The sequence below is a fragment of the Brevundimonas sp. FV2ps16 genome (assembly GCF_058681075.1).
The window spans coordinates 76,610-96,582 of record NZ_CM178728.1 but is presented as its reverse complement, the minus strand read 5'-3'; the positions used below and the strand labels follow the sequence as shown (position 1 = coordinate 96,582).

The 19,973-nt window shown below is 66.0% G+C and carries 23 protein-coding genes; 18 read left to right on the top strand and 5 right to left on the bottom strand.

From position 1 onward, the window contains the following. Window positions 1-18: 18 nt before the first annotated feature. The 3 genes from ACW170_RS00495 to ACW170_RS00485 are packed head-to-tail and all read left to right on the top strand — an operon-like array spanning window position 19 to window position 2,586. Window positions 19-1,293, top strand: a complete 1,275-nt coding sequence (locus ACW170_RS00495) for a NupC/NupG family nucleoside CNT transporter (RefSeq protein WP_492087755.1) — start codon at window positions 19-21, stop codon at window positions 1,291-1,293. 27 nt (window positions 1,294-1,320) lie between these two features. Then, window positions 1,321-1,941: a glutathione S-transferase family protein gene (locus tag ACW170_RS00490; RefSeq protein WP_492087754.1), complete on the top strand. Its 621-nt coding sequence runs from the start codon at window positions 1,321-1,323 to the stop codon at window positions 1,939-1,941. Between the two features lie 6 nt (window positions 1,942-1,947). Continuing rightward, on the top strand, window positions 1,948-2,586 hold the full coding sequence (locus tag ACW170_RS00485; protein ID WP_492087753.1) for a YoaK family protein: 639 nt from the start codon (window positions 1,948-1,950) through the stop codon (window positions 2,584-2,586). Here ACW170_RS00485 and ACW170_RS00480 read toward each other — a convergent pair. Beyond that, window positions 2,570-3,004 carry a PaaI family thioesterase gene (locus tag ACW170_RS00480; RefSeq protein ID WP_183198120.1) on the bottom strand — a complete coding sequence of 145 codons (435 nt, stop codon included), beginning with the start codon at window positions 3,002-3,004 and terminating at the stop codon, window positions 2,570-2,572. The genes ACW170_RS00485 and ACW170_RS00480 overlap by 17 nt on opposite strands. 47 nt (window positions 3,005-3,051) lie before the next feature. Between ACW170_RS00480 and ACW170_RS00475 the strand changes: the two genes are divergently transcribed. From ACW170_RS00475 to ACW170_RS00465, 3 genes are read left to right on the top strand one after another with little or no spacing between them, the layout of a single operon-like run. Further along, window positions 3,052-3,354, top strand: coding sequence for a DUF3253 domain-containing protein (locus tag ACW170_RS00475; RefSeq protein ID WP_492087752.1), 303 nt, complete (start codon window positions 3,052-3,054; stop codon window positions 3,352-3,354). After that, complete coding sequence (locus tag ACW170_RS00470; RefSeq protein WP_492089210.1) at window positions 3,344-3,952, top strand: uracil-DNA glycosylase family protein; 609 nt, start codon at window positions 3,344-3,346, stop codon at window positions 3,950-3,952. The genes ACW170_RS00475 and ACW170_RS00470 overlap by 11 nt, the downstream gene beginning before the upstream one ends. Next, window positions 3,949-4,974 (top strand): alpha/beta fold hydrolase, encoded by a 1,026-nt coding sequence (locus ACW170_RS00465; RefSeq protein ID WP_492087751.1) that lies wholly within the window; start codon window positions 3,949-3,951, stop codon window positions 4,972-4,974. Before ACW170_RS00470 ends, ACW170_RS00465 begins: the two co-directional genes overlap by 4 nt. On the opposite strand, the gene ACW170_RS00460 is transcribed toward ACW170_RS00465, so the two are convergent. Beyond that, window positions 4,964-5,089: a hypothetical protein gene (locus ACW170_RS00460; RefSeq protein ID WP_492087750.1), complete on the bottom strand. Its 126-nt coding sequence runs from the start codon at window positions 5,087-5,089 to the stop codon at window positions 4,964-4,966. The genes ACW170_RS00465 and ACW170_RS00460 overlap by 11 nt on opposite strands. A 221-nt stretch (window positions 5,090-5,310) precedes the next feature. On the opposite strand from ACW170_RS00460, the gene fliF reads away from it, so the two are divergent. The 7 genes from fliF (at window position 5,311) to flhA (ending at window position 13,469) form a co-directional block, all read left to right on the top strand. Further along, complete coding sequence (gene fliF, locus ACW170_RS00455) at window positions 5,311-6,948, top strand: flagellar basal-body MS-ring/collar protein FliF (RefSeq protein ID WP_492089209.1); 1,638 nt, start codon at window positions 5,311-5,313, stop codon at window positions 6,946-6,948. Beyond that, window positions 6,948-7,982 (top strand): flagellar motor switch protein FliG, encoded by a 1,035-nt coding sequence (gene fliG / locus ACW170_RS00450; RefSeq protein WP_492087749.1) that lies wholly within the window; start codon window positions 6,948-6,950, stop codon window positions 7,980-7,982. The genes fliF and fliG overlap by 1 nt, the downstream gene beginning before the upstream one ends. A 1-nt stretch (window position 7,983) precedes the next feature. Beyond that, window positions 7,984-8,631: a FliH/SctL family protein gene (locus ACW170_RS00445; protein ID WP_492087748.1), complete on the top strand. Its 648-nt coding sequence runs from the start codon at window positions 7,984-7,986 to the stop codon at window positions 8,629-8,631. Continuing rightward, window positions 8,631-8,963 carry a flagellar motor switch protein FliN gene (gene fliN / locus ACW170_RS00440; RefSeq protein WP_008258919.1) on the top strand — a complete coding sequence of 111 codons (333 nt, stop codon included), beginning with the start codon at window positions 8,631-8,633 and terminating at the stop codon, window positions 8,961-8,963. Before ACW170_RS00445 ends, fliN begins: the two co-directional genes overlap by 1 nt. Window positions 8,964-9,032: 69 nt before the next feature. Next, a complete protein-coding gene (gene flbD, locus ACW170_RS00435) occupies window positions 9,033-10,451 on the top strand; it encodes a sigma-54-dependent transcriptional regulator FlbD (RefSeq protein ID WP_492087747.1) in 1,419 nt (472 codons plus the stop codon). Between the two features lie 26 nt (window positions 10,452-10,477). Then, window positions 10,478-11,350: a class A beta-lactamase gene (gene bla, locus ACW170_RS00430; protein ID WP_492087746.1), complete on the top strand. Its 873-nt coding sequence runs from the start codon at window positions 10,478-10,480 to the stop codon at window positions 11,348-11,350. A gap of 28 nt (window positions 11,351-11,378) precedes the next feature. Next, window positions 11,379-13,469, top strand: a complete 2,091-nt coding sequence (flhA, locus tag ACW170_RS00425; protein WP_492089208.1) for a flagellar biosynthesis protein FlhA — start codon at window positions 11,379-11,381, stop codon at window positions 13,467-13,469. A gap of 16 nt (window positions 13,470-13,485) precedes the next feature. Here flhA and ACW170_RS00420 read toward each other — a convergent pair whose 3' ends face one another. Then, window positions 13,486-14,202, bottom strand: coding sequence for a hypothetical protein (locus ACW170_RS00420; RefSeq protein WP_492087745.1), 717 nt, complete (start codon window positions 14,200-14,202; stop codon window positions 13,486-13,488). A 133-nt stretch (window positions 14,203-14,335) separates the two neighbouring features. Here ACW170_RS00420 and ACW170_RS00415 point away from each other — a divergent pair, with 133 nt between their 5' ends. The 5 genes from ACW170_RS00415 (at window position 14,336) to ACW170_RS00395 (ending at window position 18,048) form a co-directional block, all read left to right on the top strand. Continuing rightward, on the top strand, window positions 14,336-15,862 hold the full coding sequence (locus ACW170_RS00415) for a sensor histidine kinase (protein WP_492087744.1): 1,527 nt from the start codon (window positions 14,336-14,338) through the stop codon (window positions 15,860-15,862). Between the two features lie 20 nt (window positions 15,863-15,882). Then, complete coding sequence (locus ACW170_RS00410) at window positions 15,883-16,284, top strand: response regulator (protein WP_492028085.1); 402 nt, start codon at window positions 15,883-15,885, stop codon at window positions 16,282-16,284. Next, window positions 16,281-17,321, top strand: a complete 1,041-nt coding sequence (locus ACW170_RS00405; protein ID WP_492087743.1) for a sensor histidine kinase — start codon at window positions 16,281-16,283, stop codon at window positions 17,319-17,321. The genes ACW170_RS00410 and ACW170_RS00405 overlap by 4 nt, the downstream gene beginning before the upstream one ends. A 15-nt stretch (window positions 17,322-17,336) precedes the next feature. Further along, on the top strand, window positions 17,337-17,780 hold the full coding sequence (locus tag ACW170_RS00400) for an NUDIX domain-containing protein (RefSeq protein ID WP_492087742.1): 444 nt from the start codon (window positions 17,337-17,339) through the stop codon (window positions 17,778-17,780). 85 nt (window positions 17,781-17,865) lie between these two features. Beyond that, window positions 17,866-18,048, top strand: coding sequence for a CsbD family protein (locus ACW170_RS00395; RefSeq protein ID WP_492087741.1), 183 nt, complete (start codon window positions 17,866-17,868; stop codon window positions 18,046-18,048). A 58-nt stretch (window positions 18,049-18,106) separates the two neighbouring features. Here ACW170_RS00395 and ACW170_RS00390 read toward each other — a convergent pair whose 3' ends face one another. Beyond that, entirely contained in the window at window positions 18,107-19,309 is a 1,203-nt protein-coding gene (locus ACW170_RS00390) for an acyltransferase family protein (protein WP_492087740.1), read from the bottom strand. A gap of 140 nt (window positions 19,310-19,449) precedes the next feature. Then, the gene (locus tag ACW170_RS00385; protein WP_492087739.1) at window positions 19,450-19,938 is read right to left on the bottom strand and encodes a hypothetical protein; all 489 of its coding nucleotides are present in this window, start codon (window positions 19,936-19,938) and stop codon (window positions 19,450-19,452) included. Window positions 19,939-19,973 lie beyond the last annotated feature (35 nt).

Sequence of the window (19,973 nt, the reverse complement as noted above, 5' to 3'; positions counted from 1 at the left end):
GCAGGGGATCGCCTTTTCATGTTCAGTCTGCTGAACCTCCAGAGCCTGTTCGGCCTGGTCGTCATCGTCGCCCTGTGCTGGGCCATCTCCGAGAACCGGCGCGATTTCCCGTGGAAACTGGCCATCGGCGCCGTAGCGGTTCAGGCCGCCTTGGTGCTAGCCCTTTTCGCCATTCCGGGGTCGCGCACCGTTCTGGCGGCGGTGACGGGCGCCATCGACGGCCTGGCGGTCGCCACGGCCCAGGGCACGCGGTTCGTGTTCGGCTATCTGGCCGGGGGGGATCAGCCCTATGCGGTCCAGAACGAGGGGGCCCTGTTCACCTTCGCCTTCAACGTCCTGCCGCTGATCATGGTCATCTCGGCCCTGTCGGCCCTGTTGTGGCACTGGAAGATCCTGAAGTGGCTGATCCGCGGCTTCGGCGTGCTGTTCCAGCGCACCATGGGCCTGGGCGGCGCCTCGGCCCTGGCGGTGGCGGCGAACATCTTTCTTGGCACGATCGAGAGCCCGATCGTCATCAAGGCCTATCTGGACAAGCTGAGCCGGTCAGAGATCTTCCTGATGATGACCGTGGGCCTGGCGACGGTCGCCGGTTCTACCATGGTCGCCTACGCCAGCATCCTGTCCCAGACCCTGCCCAACGCCGCCGGCCACGTCCTGGTCGCCTCCATCGTCTCGGCCCCGGCCGGGGTGCTGCTGGCCCGGATCATCGTGCCCGAGCCGGACAAGGAAGCCATCCAGTCGATCAGCTATGACTCAGCCTTGAAGTACGACAGCAGCATCGACGCCATCTCCAAGGGCACGTCGGACGGCCTGATGGTGGTGTTGAACATCTCGGCGGTGCTGATCGTCTTCGTGGCCCTGGTGGCCCTGGTCAACATCATGCTGGGCGGCTTCGTCGTCTTTGGCGAGCCGCTGACGGTCGAACGGATCCTGGGCGTCCTGTTCACCCCCCTGGCCTGGCTGATCGGCGTCGAGACGCGCGAGGCGGCGCTGGGCGGCTGGCTGCTGGGCGTCAAACTGACCCTGACCGAGTTCGTGGCCTTCATCGAACTGGGCAAGCTGCCGCCCGAGGCCATGAGCGAGCGGACGCGGATGCTGATGACCTATGCGCTGTGCGGTTTCGCCAACATCGGTTCGGTCGGCATCACCGTCACCGGTCTGTCGGTGCTGATGCCGGAACGGCGTCACGAGGTTCTGGGCCTGATCTGGAAGGCCCTGTTCGCCGGTTTCATGGCCACCCTGATGAGCGCGGCCATCGTCGGCGCCTTGCCAGCGGCGGTCTTCGGGCAGTAGCGTTTCCCAAAACAACGGAGACGCCCGATGAAGCTCTACACCTCGCACCGCGCGCCCAATCCGCGGCGGGTCCGCTGGGTCATGGCCGAGAAGGGAATCGAGGATGTCGAACTGATCGACGTCGACATCCTGACGGGCGAGCACAAGAAGGCCGAATATCGCGCCAAGGTCGGCGTGCCCCATGTGCCGGCGCTGGAGCTGGACGACGGCACGACCATTTCCGAATCCGTAGCCATAGGCCGCTATCTGGAGGCCCTGTATCCAGAGCCGAACCTGTTCGGCCGCGACGCGCGCGAACAGGCGGTGGTCGAGATGTGGACGCGCCGGTGCGAATTTTACCTGTCCAACCCGATCATGCTGAACGTCCGGCACTCTCACCCGGCCCTGGCGGCGCTGGAGGCGGTGCAGATCCCGCAGGTGGCTGAGTACAACCGGGTTTCGGCGGAGCGGTTCATGAAGACCCTGGACCGGCATCTGGCCGAGCGGGAATTCATCGCCCTGGACCGGTTCACCATCGCCGACATCGTCGCCTTGGTCGGTTTGGACTTCGCGCGACTGGTCCGCTACCGCCCGCCCGCCGAGTTCGAGCACCTGCACCGCTGGTTCGACGCCTGCCGGGCGCGGCCGGCGGCCAAGGCCGGAGTCTGAACCGCCTTGCGGTCGCTGACGCCGTCGGATCGCTGGCTGGCCCTGCTGCTGGCGGGTCTGGCCGGCTATGTCGACAGCCTCGGCTTTTTGCACCTGGGCGGCGTCTTCGTCTCCTTCATGAGCGGCAACTCCACACGCTTGGCCGCCAACCTCGCTGAAGGACATTGGCCGGCGGCCGCACATCTGGCGGCCATATTGGCCCTGTTCGTGCTGGGTTCGTTTCTCGGCGCCCTGGTCGCGGGCGGCGAGGACGCCCGTTCGCGTAGCCGGGTCCTGATGTTCGAGGCCCTGCTGCTGGCCCTCGCCGCTGCTGCGGCGGGCATGGGGCTGACGCCTGCGGCCGTCGGCCTGATGGTCATGGCCATGGGCGCAGAGAACTCGGTCTTCCTGAGAAACGGAGAGGTCGGGGTCAGCCTCACCTATATGACCGGAACCCTGGTCAAGCTGGGTCAGGCCCTGGCCGGCGCTGTAAACGGCGGAGACCGATACGCCTACAAGGCCTATCTGATCCTGTGGGCAGGGCTGAGTTTCGGGGCTGTGCTGGGCGCCCTGACCTTCGGCTATCTGGGACTGGCGGCCCTCTGGCCAGCCGCCGGCTTCGCCCTGCTTATGGCCCTGGTCGTGCGGCTCAACCGCGCGGCGTGAACTTCCGGATCACGCCGGAGAAGGTCATCAGGAGCCGTTCCCCGGTGTTGATCTGGCCCCGCACGAAGATCAGGCTCTTGCCCGCCTTCGTGACCTGGCCGGTCGCCTCGATCAGTTCGCCGACATAGGCGCCGTCGATGAAGGTGGAATCCAGCTGGACCGTGACGCCGGAGGCGCCCTCCATCTCCTGATAGGCGATCTGGAACATGGCGATGTCGGCGAAGGTCATCAGACAGCCGCCGTGCATCCGTCCGCCGGCGTTCATGTGTTTCTGCTCGGCGCGGAAGGCGCAGCGCATATGACCGTCGGGGTCCAGCCGGCCGTAGAAGGGGCCCACGACGACGTCGAAAGTGTCGTGGAGGTCGTAGGTCTGCCAGCCGGCGAATTCGCCCTCGGTGACGGTGATTTTCTTCGGCATGACGACTCGGCCTTACTTCTGGTCTCGCTGTGCAGCATATAGGCGCAATGAGCGATCCGATCGAAACCGCAATCCTGAACAAAATCGCCGCGCTTGAGCCCGGCAAGAGCATCGAGCCGGCTGAAGTGGCCAAGGCGCTACAGCCCGAGCAGTGGCAGCGCATGCTGCCCAAGGTGCGGGCCACAGCCCTGGGCCTGATGCGCCAGGGCAAGCTGACCATCACAAAGAAGGGCAAGCCGGTCGATCCGGACGACTTCCGCGGCGTGACGCGCCTGCGTCAAGCGACCGAGGAGGAGACGGCCCTGGCCCTCAGCCGCCGTCCGCCGGTCGTCGAGGATGATGACGACTGATCTCGACGCAGTCCTGAGCGACATCCGCGCCTGTCGCGCCTGCGCGGGCATGCTGCCGCATACGCCGCGCCCGGTGGTGCGGGTCTTTCCCGAGACGCGGCTGCTGATCTGCGGCCAGGCGCCGGGGCGGCGGGTGCATGAAAGCGGCCTGCCGTTCACCGATCCGTCGGGCGATCGGCTGCGCGACTGGATGGGCGTGGACTACGAGACCTTCTACGCCGATCATCGCATCGGCGTGGCGGCCCAGGCCTTTTGTTATCCGGGAACGGCGCCGAAAGGCGGTGACTATCCGCCGCCTAAACGGTGCGCCGACCTGTGGCGGCCCCAGTTGCTGGACGCCCTGCCGCAAATGGAGCTGACCTTGCTGGTCGGCGGCTACGCCCAAGCCTGGGCTCTGGGCCGGCGCGCGAAGCCAAGCATGACCGAGACGGTGCGGGCCTGGCGGGATTATGCGCCGGACCTTCTGCCCCTGCCGCATCCGTCCTGGCGCAATACAGCCTGGCTGAGGAAGAACCCGGGGTTCGACGACGAGGTGGTTCCCTATCTGCGGGAACGGGTGCGGTCGATCTTGATGGGCTCCGCAAGGATGTGCGCATGAAAGCCGTCGTTTCCATTACCGTTCTGGCTCTGACGATAGGTCTGTCGGCCTGCGCGGCGCCCCATATCCAGCCGCCGATGACGCCGCCGCCAGGGTTCGCCGGCGCTCACATTGAGGATCGGGCTCTGGTGATGTCGGACGGTGCGCGGCTGCCCTATCTACGCTGGGGACCGGCCGATCACGCGCCTTGGGCCGTTATCGTGGCCCTGCACGGCATGAATGACCACAACGCCAGCTTCCGTCTGGCAGGACCCTGGTGGGCGGAGCAGGGGATTGAGACCTGGTCCTATGACCAACGCGGCTTCGGCGCTGCGCCCGGCCGGGGCGTCTGGGCCGGACAGCAACGCATGACGGACGATCTGCGCGAGATCACGGCCTTGGCTCGCGCCCGTTATCCGAGCGCCGTCATCGCTGTGGTGGGCGAGAGCATGGGCGGCTCGGTGACGGCGGCGGCCTTCGGCTCAGACGACCCGCCGGACGCCGATCGGGTGGTGCTGCTGGCGCCGGGGGTCTGGGGCTGGTCGACGCAGGGGCCGGTGAACAGCACGGCGCTGAACATAGCCGCGCGCGCCCTTGGGGATGTGGCCCTGGCGCCGCCTGAGTTCGTCACCCGCGACATCCATGCCTCATCGAACACGCTGGAACTGATCCGTAACGGGCGGGATCCGATGAGCATCCTCTCGACCCGGTTCGATACGGTCTATGGGCTGGTCGATCTGATGGAGACCTCGGCGCGCAGCCTGAGTCGTATTCGGGGCGACGCGATCCTGATGTATGGCGCGCATGACGACATCGTCAAAAAGGGTCCGATGCGGATCGCCCTGGAACGTGCACGCGCTGAAGGCGGGAGGCTGCGCACAGCCTGGTATCCGAACGGCTGGCATCTGTTGAACCGCGATCTCGACGCCGAGATCGTCTATCGCGACGTCGTGTCCTGGTTAAGAGACCCGTCGGACCCGCTGCCGTCAGGCGCGCCCGAAGTCCTGCCTCAGTTGAAACAGGGGACCGCCGTCAGGCCATAAGGCTGGCCAGAAAGACCCAGACCGCGATCGAGAGAACCGCCGCAACGGCATAGGCCATCGTGGCGCGCAGACCGCCGCCGAATTGGCGACGGTGGTGGGGATTCCAGATCGTCATAGCATCCTCCATGCCCCTCTGACGGGGGCGTATACGGATCATACGCTCGAGTCGGGGCTTGGGTTCTCGGCCTGGGATCACAAGATTGAGACGAGGCGGCGCGTTAAGGATGTTCCTCTAGGACAGCGCGTAAACGTCTCTTAACGCGACGTTTACCATCCAGGCGGCATTTTCTGCCTAGCGGAGCGTCTGTGTCTTCCGCGAGTTTGGGGCGGGAACGCGTGGGCGGCTTTACGGCGGCGTTGCAGAAGTTCGGGATCGGCCGTCTGGCTGCGGTCCTCGGCGTCGCCGCAGGCGTGACCGCCGTGCTGGTCGCCGTCATGCTGCGCATGGGCCAGGCGCCTGACGCCTTGCTCTATTCCAATCTGGACCTGCGCGAAGCCGGAGAGATCACCGCCGCTCTGCAACAGGCCGGTATTAAATACGCCTCCAAGGGCGACGGCTCGACCGTGATGGTCAACCGCGACGACGTCGGTACGGCCAGGCTGTTGATCGCCGAAAAGGGGCTCGTGACCTCCGGCTCCGTCGGCTACGAAATCTTCGATAACCAATCAGTTCTGGGCCAGACCGAGTTCCAGCAGCAATTGAACGAGCAGCGCGCGCTGCAGGGCGAGCTGTCGCGTACGATCATGTCGATGCGCGGCATCACCGCCGCCCGTGTCCACATCACCATGCCGCGCCGCGAAATGTTCACCGCGGCCGCCGGAGAGCCGACCGCGGCTGTCCTGGTCGGTCTGGGCGGTCGTGATCTGACGCCGGATCAGGTGCGGGCGATCCGCAATCTGGTGGCCTCCTCCGTGCCGAACCTGAAGCCGGACCGTGTCACCGTCGCCGATCAGAACAATCGCACCCTGGCGGCCGGCTCTGACGATGGGACCTTCTCCTCCGCCTCGGCCGCCGAGACCAAGGGCAACACCGAGGCTCAGTTGCAGGCGCGGATCAAGGATATCGTCGAAGGCGTCGTCGGCATCGGCGCTGCGCGGGTCCAGGTGACCGCCGACATCGACCAGAGCCGCTCCACCACCCAGGAGCAGAAGTTCGACCCCGACGGTCAGGTCGTGCGTTCGACCACAGCCAACGGATCGCAATCGTCGGACACGACCGGCCAGAACGACGGCGGCGTGACGGCCGCCAACAACATTCCCGGCGGCGCGCCGCCCGCCAATACGCCGGCCGGCGCGACCAGCGCCGAGAACGCCGAGACGACCAACTACGAAATCTCCAACACCACCACCACGACGACCAAGGAGCCGGGCGAGGTCAAGAAGCTGGCGGTCGCGGTCGCGGTCGACGGCAAATGGACTCCCGCTGCAGACGGCAAGGGCGAACCGACCTATGCGCCGCGCACTGCCGAGGAGATCGCCCAGATCAAGTCGTTGGTGGCCGCCGCTGCGGGCATCGACGAAGCCCGTGGCGACAAGATCGAAGTGATCAACGTTCGCTTCAACCACGACACGGGCATTGCCGGCGGTCTGGAGGGCAAGGCGTCGCTGTTCGACTTCTCGCGCGCCGACATCATGCGGCTGATCGAGCTGGCTATCCTGGCCGTGGTCGCCCTGCTGCTGATCTTCTTCGTCCTGCGCCCGTTGCTGAAGACGGCGGGGAGCGGTCCCGCGTCAAAGATGGTCGCCGGTCCTGACGGCGTGCCTGTCGAGATGGTGACGACGACCGTCATCGGACCGGACGGACAGCCGCAACTGGTTCAGCTTCCTGCCCCAAACGAGATGGACCAGAAGATCGACATCGCGCGGATCGAAGGTCAGGTTAAGGCGTCCTCCGTCAAGAAGGTGGCTGATTTCGTCGCAGCCCATCCTGACGAGGCGGCCAACATCCTGCGCACTTGGGTGGCGGAAGGCTGATGGCCAAGCTCGTCAACAAGAAGAACACTATCGACGATCCCAACAAGCTGACGGGGCCGGAGAAGGCGGCCGTCATACTGCTGGCACTCGGCGAGGACCATACGGCCCTGTGGGAGCGGCTGGACGACGAGGAGGTCAAGGAGATCTCCCAGGCCATGGCGACCCTGGGCTCCGTGGCCGCAGAGGCGGTCGAGGCCCTGATGATCGAATTCGTCTCCGGCCTGGCGGGTTCCGGCGCGGTCGTGGGCAGCTTCGAACAGACCCAGAAGCTACTGGCCGCCTTCCTGCCCAAGGATCGCGTCGACGGGCTGATGGAGGAAATCCGCGGTCCGGCCGGCCGGACCATGTGGGACAAGCTGGGCAATGTGAACGAGGCGGTCCTCGCCAACTATCTGAAGAACGAATACCCCCAGACCGTCGCCGTCATCCTGTCCAAGGTGAAGTCCGATCACGCCGCCCGCGTGCTGACGGCCCTGCCGGAAGATTTCGCTCTGGAATGCGTGCAGCGGATGCTGCGGATGGAGCCGGTCCAGCGCGAGATCCTGGACAAGATCGAGGCGACGCTGCGTACCGAATTCATGTCGAACCTGGCGCGCACCTCCAAGCGCGACAGCCACGAGATGATGGCCGACATCTTCAACAGCTTCGACCGCCAGACCGAGGCTCGCTTCATCGGCGCCCTGGAAGAGCGCAGCCGAGAGTCGGCCGAGCGGATCCGGGCCCTGATGTTCGTGTTCGAGGACTTGGCCAAGCTCGACCCCGGCGGCGTCCAGACCCTGCTTCGCGCTGTGGACAAGGACTCGCTGGGTCTGGCCCTGAAGGGCGCATCCGAGCCGCTGCGTGAAATGTTCTTCTCCAACATGTCCGAACGCGCCTCGAAGATCATGCGCGAGGACATGGAGTCCATGGGCCCGGTCCGCCTCAAGGACGTCGACGCCGCACAGATGGCCATGGTCCAGGTCGCCAAGGATCTGGCGGCGCGGGGCGAAATCATGCTGGCCGGCCAAGGCTCCGACGACGAGTTGATCTACTGACATGAGCACCCCCTTCGCCTTCGACACCGAGTTCAGCGCCGATGGCTCGGTGGTGCGCGAAAGCGCCTGGAAGCCGGCCAAACGCAGCTATCTGCCGGCCGAGGTGGACGCTCTGGTGGCGCACGCCAAGCTGGAGGCCCGCCAACAGGCGCTGGCCGAGGTCGAGAATATTCGCGCCATGGCCCTGACCAACATCGCCCAGGGCGTGGCGGCGGCCATGCCGTCGCTGCGCGGCGTCGCCCAGGCGCACCGCGAACAGTCGGCCGACCTGGCCCTGGCGGCCGCGCGCGCTATCGGCGGCGCAGCGCTTGAGCGCTTCCCTCAAGCGCCGTTACGCGCCGCGCTCGAGGCGCTGGCTCAGGAGATCGACGCCTCGCCGCGTCTGGTCGTGCGCGCGGCCGGTCTGGACGACGAAGGCCGCGCCCAGATCGAGAGCGCCTGCACCGACAGCGGCTTCACCGGCGTCGTCGCCTTCCGCGACGAGCCGGGCATGGGAGTTGCGGCCTTCCAGCTGGAATGGGCCGACGGCCGCGCCGACCATGATCCGGAAGGCTCGGCCCAACGCGTGGCCGAGGCCCTGACCGCCGCCCTGGCCGCCGAGGCTGGGCACGCTGAACCCCCTATCAATACTGACCGGAGTGATTTCTGATGGCCTCCGACGATCTTTCGCTCGAGGAGTTCCCGGACTCCACCGCTTTGGCCGTGGTCGATGATCATGGCGACAAGACCGCCGCCGACCTTGCGACAGTGTTTGAAGTGCCGGTGAATATCTCAGCGGTCCTGGGCAAGTCGCACATGTCGGTCGCCCAACTGCTGAAACTCAACAAGGGGTCGGTGCTGGAGCTGGACCGCAAGGTCGGCGAGGCCATCGACATCTTCGTCAACAACCGCCTGATCGCGCGCGGCGAGGTCGTCGTCGTCGACGACCGGCTGGGCGTGACCATGACGGAAATCATCAAGACCGAGGACTCGGGAGGCTGAGGCGACGCCGCGCAGGCTCTGCGCGGCTGAACGACGGCGACCCGGATGAAAGTTTAGAGGAGAAGAACAATGCGTCTTCTGGTGGTAGGCAGACTGAGCGGACAGCTCGCTTCGGCGGTGAAGATGGCCATGGCGCACGGCGCCAAGGTCAGCCACGTCGAGCGCGCGGACCAGGCGACCGAGCAGTTGCGACGAGGGCAGGGCGCCGACCTTTTGATGGTCGATTACCAGCTCGACATCGCGGCCCTGATCGCTGCGAACGAGGCCGAACGGATCACGGTGCCGGTCGTGGCCTTCGGCGTTGACGCCGACGCCCGCGAGGCCGCTGCAGCGATCAAGGCCGGGGCCAAGGAGTTCATCCCCCTGCCGCCCGACGCGGAACTGATCGCCGCCGTCCTGGCCGCCGTCGCCGACGACGAGAAGCCGATGATCTCGGCCGACCCGTCGATGAAGGCGGTGCTGCAGCTGGCCGACCAGGTGGCGCGCTCGGAAGCCTCGATCCTGATCACCGGCGAGAGCGGCGTCGGCAAGGAGGTGATGGCGCGCTACATGCACGACAACTCGCGCCGGTCGGAACGCCCCTTCATCAGCGTCAACTGCGCCGCCATTCCCGACAATCTGCTGGAGTCCGAACTGTTCGGGCACGAGAAGGGCGCCTTCACCGGCGCCGTCGCGCGCCGCATCGGCAAGTTCGAAGAGGCCGACGGCGGCACCCTGCTGCTGGACGAAATCTCGGAGATGGACGCCCGGCTTCAGGCCAAGCTGCTCCGGGCCATCCAGGAGCGGGTCATCGACCGGGTCGGCGGCGCCAAGCCGGTGCCCGTCAACATCCGCATCATCGCCACCTCCAATCGTGACTTGGCCCGCGCCGTGTCGGAAGGCACGTTCCGCGAAGACCTGCTGTACCGGCTGAACGTCGTCAATCTGCGCCTGCCGGCCTTGCGCGAGCGTCCGGGCGACATCGGCGTGCTGGCCGAACATTTCATCAAGAAATACGCCGCCGCCAACGGCGTGCCGGTTCGGCCGATCTCGGCGCGCGCCAGCCAGGCGATCAGCGCCCACCGCTGGCCCGGCAATGTGCGCGAGCTGGAAAACGCCATGCACCGCGCGGTGCTGCTGGCGAGCGGTCCCGAGATCGACGTCGACGCCATCCGCCTGCCGGACGGCCAGCCCCTGAACCCCGCTTCGGGCATGATGGGGACGGCTTCGACCGGGCATGAGAACCCCTACGGCGGCGGCGTGGCGGCGCGTGCGGCTCAGGCCGCTGACGCCGTGACGCGCAGCTTCGTCGGCCAGACGGTGGCGGCGATGGAGAAGACCCTGATCCTGGACACCCTGACCCACTGCCTGGGCAACCGGACCCATGCGGCCAACATCCTGGGCATCTCGATCCGCACCCTGCGCAACAAGCTGAACGAATACGCCGACGAAGGCACGGCCATCCCCGCGCCCCAGTCGGGCGTCTCCGCCTCGGGCTATGCGGCCTGATCATGAAACGCGGGCTGGACAGGCGGATGATGATCGCCGGCGCCGGCGCGTTGGGCCTGGCTGGCTGTAAGCCGGCCCGTCCGGTCGAGGCGACGGCGGACGAAGGGCCGGGGTTCTTTCTGAACGATCTGGAGTCCCGCCACGGCGGTCGCCTGGGCTTCGCCGCCCTGGACGTCGGCAGCAGCCGGCGCGTGCTGTGGCGCAGCCAGGAACGTTTCCCCTTCTGCTCGACCTTCAAACCTTTCCTAGCGGCGGCGACCCTGCAACGGGTCGAGCGCAATGAGGAAGGGCTGGATCGCGCCGTCCGCATCACTCAGGCCGACATGGTTCCCCATGCGCCTGTGACCGAGAAAGCGGTCGGCGGCGTCTTGACCATCCGCGAATTGATGCAGGCGGCGGTGGAGGTCAGCGACAATCCCGCCGCCAATATCCTGATCCGCGAAATGGGCGGAATCGCCGTATGGCGTGCGTGGTGGCCGACGTTCGGCGACACGACGACCGTCATTTCGCGCCTGGAGCCGGACCTGAACACTGCCCTGCCTGACGACCCGCGCGATACCTGCCTGCCCGAGCAGACGCTGGCCAACATCCGGGAGATGACCTTCAGCGACCGGCTGGCGCCTGAATATGACGCCCTGTTGCAGGGGTGGCTCATCGCCTCGCCGACTGGCCCGAACCGCATCAAGGCCGGGGTTCCCGAAGGCTGGACCGTCGCCCACAAGACCGGAAGCGGCGCCAACGGCACGGCCAACGACATCGCCATGCTGACGCCGCTGAGCGGGTCGCCGGTCATCGTCGCCGCCTATTTCACCGGCGCGGCCCAGGCGACCGACGATCAGCGCGACGCCGTGATCGCCGAAGCGACCCGCCGCGCACTGAAGGCGCTGGGCCGTGACTGACACGCCTCTTGCGCCTGACGCGCCCACGATGATGAAGGACGGCATGGCGCGTCCCACCGGCCGCGATGTGCTGAGCTGGGTTAATCGCGGCGAAGTGCTGATGGCCGTCGGCGTGATCGGCGTGATCATGCTGCTGATCCTGCCGGTCCCGAAGATGCTTCTGGACCTGCTGCTGGCGATCTCGCTGGTCTCGTCCGTGCTGATCCTGATGACTGCCGTGATGATGAAGCGGCCGCTGGACTTCGCCATCTTCCCGACGGTGCTGCTGGTCTCGACCCTGTTCCGCCTGGGCCTGAACCTGGCCTCGACGCGCCTGATCCTGACCCACGGCCAAGAAGGCCACGACAGCGCCGGCCAGGTCATCAACGCCTTCGGTCAGCTGATGATGGGCGGCAATTTCATCATCGGGGTGATCATCTTCGCCATCATCCTGGTGGTGAATTTCGTTGTCATCACCAAGGGCTCGACCCGCATCGCCGAAGTGTCGGCCCGCTTCACCCTGGACTCCATGCCGGGCAAGCAGATGGCCATCGACGCCGATCTGTCGTCAGGCCTGATCACAGAGGACCAGGCCAAGCTGCGTCGTAAAGAGCTGGAACAGGAATCCACCTTCTTCGGCGCCATGGACGGCGCCTCCAAATTCGTGCGCGGCGACGCGGTCGCCGGCCTGATCATCACCTTCATCAACGCCATCGGCGGCATTCTGATCGGGACCCTACAACATGGGATGCCGGCGATGGAGGCCGCCAATACCTATGTCCAGCTGACCATCGGCGACGGTCTGGTGACCCAGGTGCCGGCCATCATCATCTCGATCGCCGCCGGCTTCCTGGTGTCGAAAGCGGGCGTCGAGGGCACGGCGGACAAGGCCATGGTCACCCAGCTGGCCACCAACCCGGTGTCGCTGGGCGTGGTGTCGGGCGCCGCAGGCCTGATCGGCCTGATCCCCGGTATGCCGCTGCTGCCATTCGCGGCCCTGGCTATCGGATCAGGCTTCATGGCCTGGAGGCTGGGCCGGGGGCGACTGAAGCCCCAGCCGACCGAGGCGGAGATCGCCGCTGCCGCCAAGCCCAAGGAGGAGGTCGAGGAGCCGATCAGCAACGTCCTGACCATCGACGAGGTGAAGATCGAGCTGGGCTATTCTCTTCTCAGCCTGATCAATGATCTCGAGGGGCGACGGCTGACCGATCAGATCAAGGCCCTGCGACGTTCGCTGGCGCAGGAATATGGGTTCGTCATCCCCCAGGTGCGCATCCTCGACAATATGCGCCTGCCGACCCAGGGCTACGCCATCCGCATCAAGGAGATGGAGGCGGGGCAGGGCGAGGTGCGTCTGGGCCACCTGATGGCGATGGACCCCTCCGGACGTCAGGTCGAACTGCCCGGCGAGCATATGCGAGAACCGGCCTTCGGCCTGCCCGCGACCTGGATCAACGAGAACCTGCGCGAGGAAGCCACCTTCCAGGGCTATACGCTGGTCGACCCCTCGACGGTGCTGACGACCCACCTGACCGAGATCCTCAAGGAAAATATGGCGGACCTGCTATCCTACAGCGAGACCCAGAAGCTGCTGAAGGAACTGGGCGTCGAAGAGAAGAAGCTGGTCGAGGAACTGATCCCCACGGTCGTCACCGTCACCACGCTCCAGCGTGTGCTTCAGTCCCTGCTGCGCGAGAAGGTTTCGATCCGTGATCTGCCCGCCATCCTGGAAGGTCTGGCCGAGGCGGCTCCGCATAGCTCCAGCGTCACCACCCTGGTCGAACACGTCCGTGCGCGCCTGGCCCGGCAGCTGTGCTGGCAGCATCAGGGCGGCGACGGCGCCCTGCCGATCGTCACCCTGTCGCCCGAATGGGAGGCCGCCTTCGCCGAGAGCCTGATCGGCGGCGGCGAGGACAAGCAACTGGCCATGGCCCCGTCACGGCTTCAGGACTTCATCCGCTCCGTGCGCGACACCTTCGAACGGATCGCCATGTCCGGTGAGAACCCGGTCCTGCTGACGGGCCCGCAGACCCGCCCCTATGTCCGCTCGATCATCGAGCGGTTCCGGGGGCAGACCGTGGTCATGAGCCAGAACGAAATTCACCCCCGCGCCAAGCTGCGGACCCTGGGCCAAGTCTGAGGCCCCAATATGAGGCTCAGTTCGCCACGGTCCAACCACCGGCCGAGGCGTTGCGCGCCACGTCATTGACGGGGCGGGCGACCAGGCCTGACTGGGTGATCCACACCTCGTACCGGGCGCCGTCGGCCATCGGCATATAGGCGGCCGAGCCGTACAGGGTGTCGGCCGCATCGACATAGGGGCGATACCGGCGAATGGCGTCCCAGGCCTCGACCTTGAAGGGCACCGCCCCGTTGCGCGCGTTGGACGCCGCCGCCGCCAGATCATAGGCGCTGCGTTCGCCGTGCAACTCCTGTTCGATGGTGCGGTACCGACCGGATAGTCGGTCCAGCCGGTATTGCGAATCCAGACCTATGACATTGGCCCACGGCCTCCACTTCAGAACCTGGGCTTCGATCCGCCAGTCGTCGCCGTGAACGGGATGCAGGGTTCCGGCGTCGGCCGTCTGTCCCTGCGGCGTCGGCTGCGTCAGGTTGATCTCGTAATATTGCGGCCCGAGTTGGCGCAGGGCCAGGGTCGCCACCGGACGCTCATAGGTCAGCCGCTCGTAGGTCTGGAGATTCATGCCGAACAGCGCCGCCAACGACGCCGCCCACAGGGCTCCGCCCCCGAACAGCGAACCCGCCACGCCCCGCACTGGCTTGCCCCCGAACAGCGCCCGCAGGCCTCGGATCAATACGACAAAGCCGATCAGCGCCACGGCCGCCGGCAAAACCCACCACCACCAGATCATCGTCCCGCTCCCCATGTTTGACCTGCCCCCGCAAGTCCAAGCCGGGCCATATTAACCCTAAGTCGCCAAACGCCCTCAGGTTTCGTGCAACGGGCGTTTGACGCGCGCGGCTGCGCCGCTAATGCTCCGCGTCATGATACCTCGCTCAAGCCAGAACTGGTCGCGTTTTAGCGACTTCGTGCGGACGCCGTCGCTGGTGCGCTCGATTACCGCCCTCCTAACCCTGGCCTTCGTCCTGCTGCTGACGGTCAATGTCGCCAGTTTCGTGATGATCCAGCGGACGGCGACGATCAACGACGCGATCGAGAATGCGCAGCGGATGCGCCGGGCTGCGCGGACCGTCCTGATCGCCATGGTCGATGCTGAAACGGCCCAACGGGGCTTTCTTCTGACGGGACGAAGCGATTTCCTGCAGCCTTTCGAGGCGGCGCGCGGCGAACTGGCTCCCGCTCTGACCCTGCTGGACGAGGGCGCGGCCCAGGATCCGTCGCTCCGCCCCTATGTGACCCGCATCCACACCCTCGCCGACGCCAAGTTCGGCGAGATGGACAAGACTTTAAACCTGACGCGGGCCGGCAGGATCGGCCAGTCGATCCAATTGGTGCGGTCGGGGCAGGGCAAGCTGTACATGGATGAGCTGAGGGGGACGATCGAAGCCTTCGATACCCTCAAATCGACGCGCATCGTCGAGCGCACACGGATGTCGGAACGGCTCGGCGTCCTGACCGTCGTCATGAACGCCATCGCCGGGCTGCTGGTGCTGGTGCTGGCGATCCTGTCGGCCTGGGTGGTCCGTCGCTACGTCGGCGAAATTCAGAGGGCCCGCGAAGAACTGGACGCCCTGAACGCCGGGCTGGAAGACACGGTGCGCGACCGCACGGCCGCCCTGACCCGCGCCAATGACGAGATTCAGCGCTTCGCCTATATCGTCAGCCACGACCTGCGCGCGCCCCTGGTCAATGTCATGGGCTACACTTCCGAGTTGGAGCAGGCCGGAAAGGTCATCGACAAGGTGATCACCGAGGTCGAGAGCCGTGAGGCCGTCCCAACGGACGTCATCATGGCCGTTCGCGAAGACATGCCGGAGGCCATTGGCTTCATCCGCGCCTCGACCGAGAAGATGGACCGGCTGATCAACGCCATCCTGAAGCTGTCGCGCGAGGGGCGTCGCAACCTGCTGCCCGAGACCCTGGACATGACCGCCATGGCCCAGAACATCGCCGACAGCGTCCACCACCAGACCGAGGCGTCCGGCGCTCGCATCATCGTCGAAGACCTGCCGTCGGTTGATAGCGACCGCCTGTCGATGGAGCAGATCCTGGGCAATCTGATCGACAACGCCGTCAAATACCTGGATGCGAGCCGCCCCGGCGAGATCATCGTCTCGGGCGAAGAGATCGCCGGCGGCTGGGTCGTCTATCGCGTCGCCGACAACGGCCGCGGTATCGCTCCGCGGGACCATGAGCGGATTTTCGAACTGTTCCGCCGCTCCGGCAAACAGGACCGCGCCGGCGAGGGCCTGGGCCTGGCCTTCGTGCGCAACAGCGTGCGCCGTATCGGCGGCACGATCGATGTGGAGTCCGAGCTTGGCAAGGGCTCGACTTTCCTGCTGAAATTCCCCAAACGACTGATCCTGTCGGAACCCGGAGGCGTACTGTGACGCAAGCCGTCAAAATCATCATGGTCGAGGACGACCACGGTCACGCCAAGCTGATCGAAAAAAACATCCGTCGCGCCAACATCAACAACGAGATCAAGCATTTCGATGAAGGCGGCGCGGCCCTCGACTATCTGTTCAGCCCTGAGATCCTGGCCAATGGGCCGCTGCTGATCCTGCTGGACCTGAACCTGCCGGACATGTCGGGAACGGACATTCTGGAACGGGTCAAATCCGACGACCGCCTGAAGCGGGCCCCAGTCGTCGTTCTGACCACGACGGACGACAAGGTCGAGATCCAGCGCTGCTACGACCTGGGCTGTAACGTCTATATCACCAAGCCCGTGGACTATGAGTCCTTCGCCGGCGCGATCCGCCAACTGGGTCTGTTCCTGTCGGTGATGCAGGCTCCGGAGATCGAGTGATAGAAACCTCGGGCGCCATTCGGCTGCTCTATATCGACGATGATCGCGGCCTGTCGCGATTAGTCGAGAAGGAGATGAGCCGCCACGGCTACGCCGTGACCTGCGCCCCCGACGGGGACGCGGGCCTGGCCCTGCTTGCGGCCAATGAATACGACGTCTGCGCCCTGGATCACTACATGCCGACCCGCGACGGGCTGGACGTCCTGCCGGATATTCTGGCTCTAACCGCACCGCCGCCCATCGTCTATGTGACCGGCGCTCAGGACGGCCGGATCGCCGTCGCGGCTCTGCGGGCCGGCGCCGCCGACTATGTGATCAAGGACGTCTCCGAGGACTTCACCTCCCTGCTTCGCTCCGCGCTGGAGGACGCGCTGCTCCGCCGCCGGCTGGAGCGAGAGAACGAGATCGCCCAAGAAGAAATCCGACTGGCCCGCGACCGCGCCGAGGCCATGTTGCGCGAGGTCAATCACCGCGTCGGCAACTCCTTGCAGCTGGTGTCCAGCTTCATCTCCTTGCAGATGCGGCACATCGATGACGAACGCGCCCGTGAAGCCCTGCGCGAATGCCAGGCGCGGATCGAGGCCGTGGCTCATGTCCATCGCCGCCTCTACACCTCGGGCGACATGAGCCGCGTGGCCATGGACGAATATCTCGAAGGCCTGATGGACGAATTGTCTAAATCGGTCGGCCCCGGCGAAGGCTCGCCCCGTCTGGTGGTGGACGCCGCTCCCATGTGGGTCACCACCGACCAGGCCGTGTCTCTGGGCGTCGTGGTCGCCGAGCTGGTCACCAATGCGGTCAAATACGCCTATCAGCCGGGGCAGGGCGGCGAGATTCGCATCAGCCTGAAACCGGACGGCGAGCATCGCGCCATATTGACCGTTGAGGACGACGGGCCCGGCCTGGGCGACGGCACGCCCAAGGGCACCGGCCTGGGCGGCAAGATCATCTCGGCCATGGCCTCGGGCCTGCGTTCGGCCGTCGAGTTCGATGGGGCCCACAAAGGCGTTCGCGCCAGACTGGCCTTCGACCTCTGAGGTCGGACATTCGCCATGCTCCAGTTCGGCCTTCGCAATCCCGGTTTAGACTATCGCCATCGCGCGACGGCCTTCGGCGTCGTCCAACGTGACGGCCTGATCGCCTGCGTCCGGGTGGAACGTCCGGCCGGCGCCTATTTCGATCTCCCTGGCGGGGCCGTGGACGGGGAGGAGACGGAGGTTCAGGCCCTGGTGCGCGAGTTCGTCGAAGAGACGGGGCTTACCGTGACGCCCTTCAACCGCATCGCCGAGGCAGGCCAGTATCATCTGAAGAGCAATGGCCAGCCGCTCTACAACGTCGGCGGCTTCTGGACTGCATCGGTCGTGGCCGAGAACCCCGACGCCAAGTGTGAGGACGACCACACCCTGGTCTGGCTTGAGCCCACCGTGGCTCTGTCGCGCCTCCGCCACGACGCCCACGCCTGGGCCGTCGCGGTCTGGCTGCGTCGGGCAAGCTGAACCTTACGGAACAAGGCGGGCGATCGTCCCGTTCTCCTTTCACGTCGCGGCGCTATGACGGCGCCGCCCAAAAAGGAGAATTCCCATGGCTGATCATGACCGTATCGAAGGCTCCGCCAAGAACATCGGCGGCAAGATCAAGGAAGGCGCGGGCAAGATGACCGGCGATTCCAAACTGCAGGCCGAAGGCAAGGCCGATCAGGTCGAGGGCAAGGTCCAGAACGCCGTCGGCGGCGTGAAAGACACTCTTCGCGACAACCGTAACTGATCAAACCAGATCAGAATGAAGTCAGGGTCGCCGGTTCGCCGGCGGCCCTTTCTTTTGGTCAAAGGCGGATGTGTATGGCCCGTCGATGGAGCGGCGTGAGGATCAGCGTCACCACCGAAACCATCAGCACGGCGCAGGCGAAGGAGGCCCAATACGGCTCTCCAAACACCGACAGCATCCGGGCGTTGAGCCAGCCCTGCGGCGTCCGCTGAACGGCCTCGGCGCTCGGGAGCACGGGCAGGCCGTACAGACGTCCCAAAAGGGTCGACAGGATGAAGGCGGCAATCGCGTTTCCGCCCAGGATGCGGAACGGCGTCGACAGCGTGGCGATCACCCTTTGCCCCGTGACAGACATCAGGGCGGCCAGAAGCATGACTGAAAAGCCGCTGCTCACCAGGGCGAAGCTAGAGGTCCAGAGTCGCTTGTTGACGACGAAGACAGGGTCCAACGCCAGGCCGGCGAGAAATAGGCCGAGGCCTGAGGCGGCCAGGATCAGCGGCGCCCGCGCGGCTCGGGTGGCGATGATGTGTCCGGCCAAGACGCCGAACAGCACATTGGTCGTCGCCGGCAGGGTCGAGAGCAGCCCCTCCGGGTCATAGACCACCGGTCCGCCCGGCTCGGCCCAGCCCAACGGCCACAGATGCGGGGGCGTAAACACGGCCCGATCAATGAATGCGCCCAGATTGCCCTCCGGATCCAGTCGTCCCGCGCCATAGCCCGGCACGGGCGTGAAGGTCAGCAACAGCCAGTAGCTGATCAAAACGGCGGCGATGACGGCGCCCACGGCGCCGGGACGCAGGCTGATCCGCTGCGTGGCCATCTGTCCCGTGGCGACGACGGCGAGCACCGCCAGGCCATAGCAGAGCGCGATCCGTTGCAGCACTCCGGGCAGGCGCAGATGTCCTAAATCGGCCTGACCCGGCCCGCCGCCGCCCAAGGCCAGGGTCAGATTATAGGTCGCCTCCAGAACCAGCCCCAGTGCGATTAGCAGCAAGACTCGCTGGCCCACCCTGAGCCAGAAGGCGCGTTGCGCCGCTGGATCGAAGGCCCGCGGAAAGGATAGGGCGATGGCCACGCCCACGCTGAACAGGAATGTCGGGAACACCATGTCGGCCAGATGCCAGCCGTCCCACGCCGCGTGCTGCAACCAGCTCCACGTCATTCCCCAATCGCCCGGGCTGACCACCAGGATCATCCCCGCCACTGCAAGGCCGCGCAGCACATCCAGTGCGTTCAGCCGTCCGCCGCTTTTCTGAGTCATCGCCGCCCCCTGACAACTTCGACAGGGCTAGCATGTTTGAGAACGTTCTCAAAAAATCCTCTCTGACGAGGGTCAAAGCGACGCTCGAGGTGTGAGGCGAACGAGGACCGCGCGGCTTGGCTTTGGAGGACGGCGAGCCGTCAGTCGTTGCCCCACAGCTTCAGCTTCAACCCCTTGTCTTCCGTCTCACCGACGGGTCGGCATTCCGAACTGAAACCGCCTTCGACAGGCCGGGGGCGGCAATCCACCTCCTTGGGCAGGGGGGAATTCGTTGGTGCGCGCGATTGGGCGCCGCATTGCAGCCCGTAGGGCGATCCGCGCTCGGCCGCCTGGGTCATCTGACAGTCGCCCGCCATGCCCGCTGGGCGCAGGGCGTCGGGCAGATCCGGCCCCAGGGCCAGGGCCAGTTGGGCGCGAACTTCAGCCTGACAGACCTCCAGCGACCGCGCGCCGCGTAGCTGCGGGCTGCACCGCGCCCGCTCATAGCCGAACGGATCGGCAAGACCCCACTGCGGCACCGTGTGCGCCACGGCGGGCGCGGGCGTCTCGGCCACTGGCGCAGGCGCCTCCCAGACAACGGCAGGGGCCGCCTGTTGGGCTAGAAGAAGCAGGGCGAGGGCGGCGAGCATGTCTCAGGCCTCTTACACTATTTCGGGGCGGTTCG

What these genes read in the sequence shown, in the direction of transcription:
- ACW170_RS00495 (WP_492087755.1), top strand. Translation starts at nt 19, where the DNA reads ATGTTCAGTCTGCTGAACCTCCAGAGCCTGTTCGGCCTGGTCGTCATC.
- ACW170_RS00490 (WP_492087754.1), top strand. Translation starts at nt 1,321, where the DNA reads ATGAAGCTCTACACCTCGCACCGCGCGCCCAATCCGCGGCGGGTCCGC.
- ACW170_RS00480 (WP_183198120.1), bottom strand. Translation starts at nt 3,004, where the DNA reads ATGCCGAAGAAAATCACCGTCACCGAGGGCGAATTCGCCGGCTGGCAG.
- ACW170_RS00475 (WP_492087752.1), top strand. Translation starts at nt 3,052, where the DNA reads ATGAGCGATCCGATCGAAACCGCAATCCTGAACAAAATCGCCGCGCTT.
- ACW170_RS00470 (WP_492089210.1), top strand. Translation starts at nt 3,344, where the DNA reads ATGACGACTGATCTCGACGCAGTCCTGAGCGACATCCGCGCCTGTCGC.
- ACW170_RS00465 (WP_492087751.1), top strand. Translation starts at nt 3,949, where the DNA reads ATGAAAGCCGTCGTTTCCATTACCGTTCTGGCTCTGACGATAGGTCTG.
- ACW170_RS00460 (WP_492087750.1), bottom strand. Translation starts at nt 5,089, where the DNA reads ATGACGATCTGGAATCCCCACCACCGTCGCCAATTCGGCGGCGGTCTG.
- fliG (WP_492087749.1), top strand. Translation starts at nt 6,948, where the DNA reads ATGGCCAAGCTCGTCAACAAGAAGAACACTATCGACGATCCCAACAAG.
- ACW170_RS00445 (WP_492087748.1), top strand. Translation starts at nt 7,984, where the DNA reads ATGAGCACCCCCTTCGCCTTCGACACCGAGTTCAGCGCCGATGGCTCG.
- fliN (WP_008258919.1), top strand. Translation starts at nt 8,631, where the DNA reads ATGGCCTCCGACGATCTTTCGCTCGAGGAGTTCCCGGACTCCACCGCT.
- flbD (WP_492087747.1), top strand. Translation starts at nt 9,033, where the DNA reads ATGCGTCTTCTGGTGGTAGGCAGACTGAGCGGACAGCTCGCTTCGGCG.
- bla (WP_492087746.1), top strand. Translation starts at nt 10,478, where the DNA reads ATGATGATCGCCGGCGCCGGCGCGTTGGGCCTGGCTGGCTGTAAGCCG.
- flhA (WP_492089208.1), top strand. Translation starts at nt 11,379, where the DNA reads ATGATGAAGGACGGCATGGCGCGTCCCACCGGCCGCGATGTGCTGAGC.
- ACW170_RS00420 (WP_492087745.1), bottom strand. Translation starts at nt 14,202, where the DNA reads ATGATCTGGTGGTGGTGGGTTTTGCCGGCGGCCGTGGCGCTGATCGGC.
- ACW170_RS00415 (WP_492087744.1), top strand. Translation starts at nt 14,336, where the DNA reads ATGATACCTCGCTCAAGCCAGAACTGGTCGCGTTTTAGCGACTTCGTG.
- ACW170_RS00410 (WP_492028085.1), top strand. Translation starts at nt 15,883, where the DNA reads ATGGTCGAGGACGACCACGGTCACGCCAAGCTGATCGAAAAAAACATC.
- ACW170_RS00400 (WP_492087742.1), top strand. Translation starts at nt 17,337, where the DNA reads ATGCTCCAGTTCGGCCTTCGCAATCCCGGTTTAGACTATCGCCATCGC.
- ACW170_RS00395 (WP_492087741.1), top strand. Translation starts at nt 17,866, where the DNA reads ATGGCTGATCATGACCGTATCGAAGGCTCCGCCAAGAACATCGGCGGC.
- ACW170_RS00390 (WP_492087740.1), bottom strand. Translation starts at nt 19,309, where the DNA reads ATGACTCAGAAAAGCGGCGGACGGCTGAACGCACTGGATGTGCTGCGC.
- ACW170_RS00385 (WP_492087739.1), bottom strand. Translation starts at nt 19,938, where the DNA reads ATGCTCGCCGCCCTCGCCCTGCTTCTTCTAGCCCAACAGGCGGCCCCT.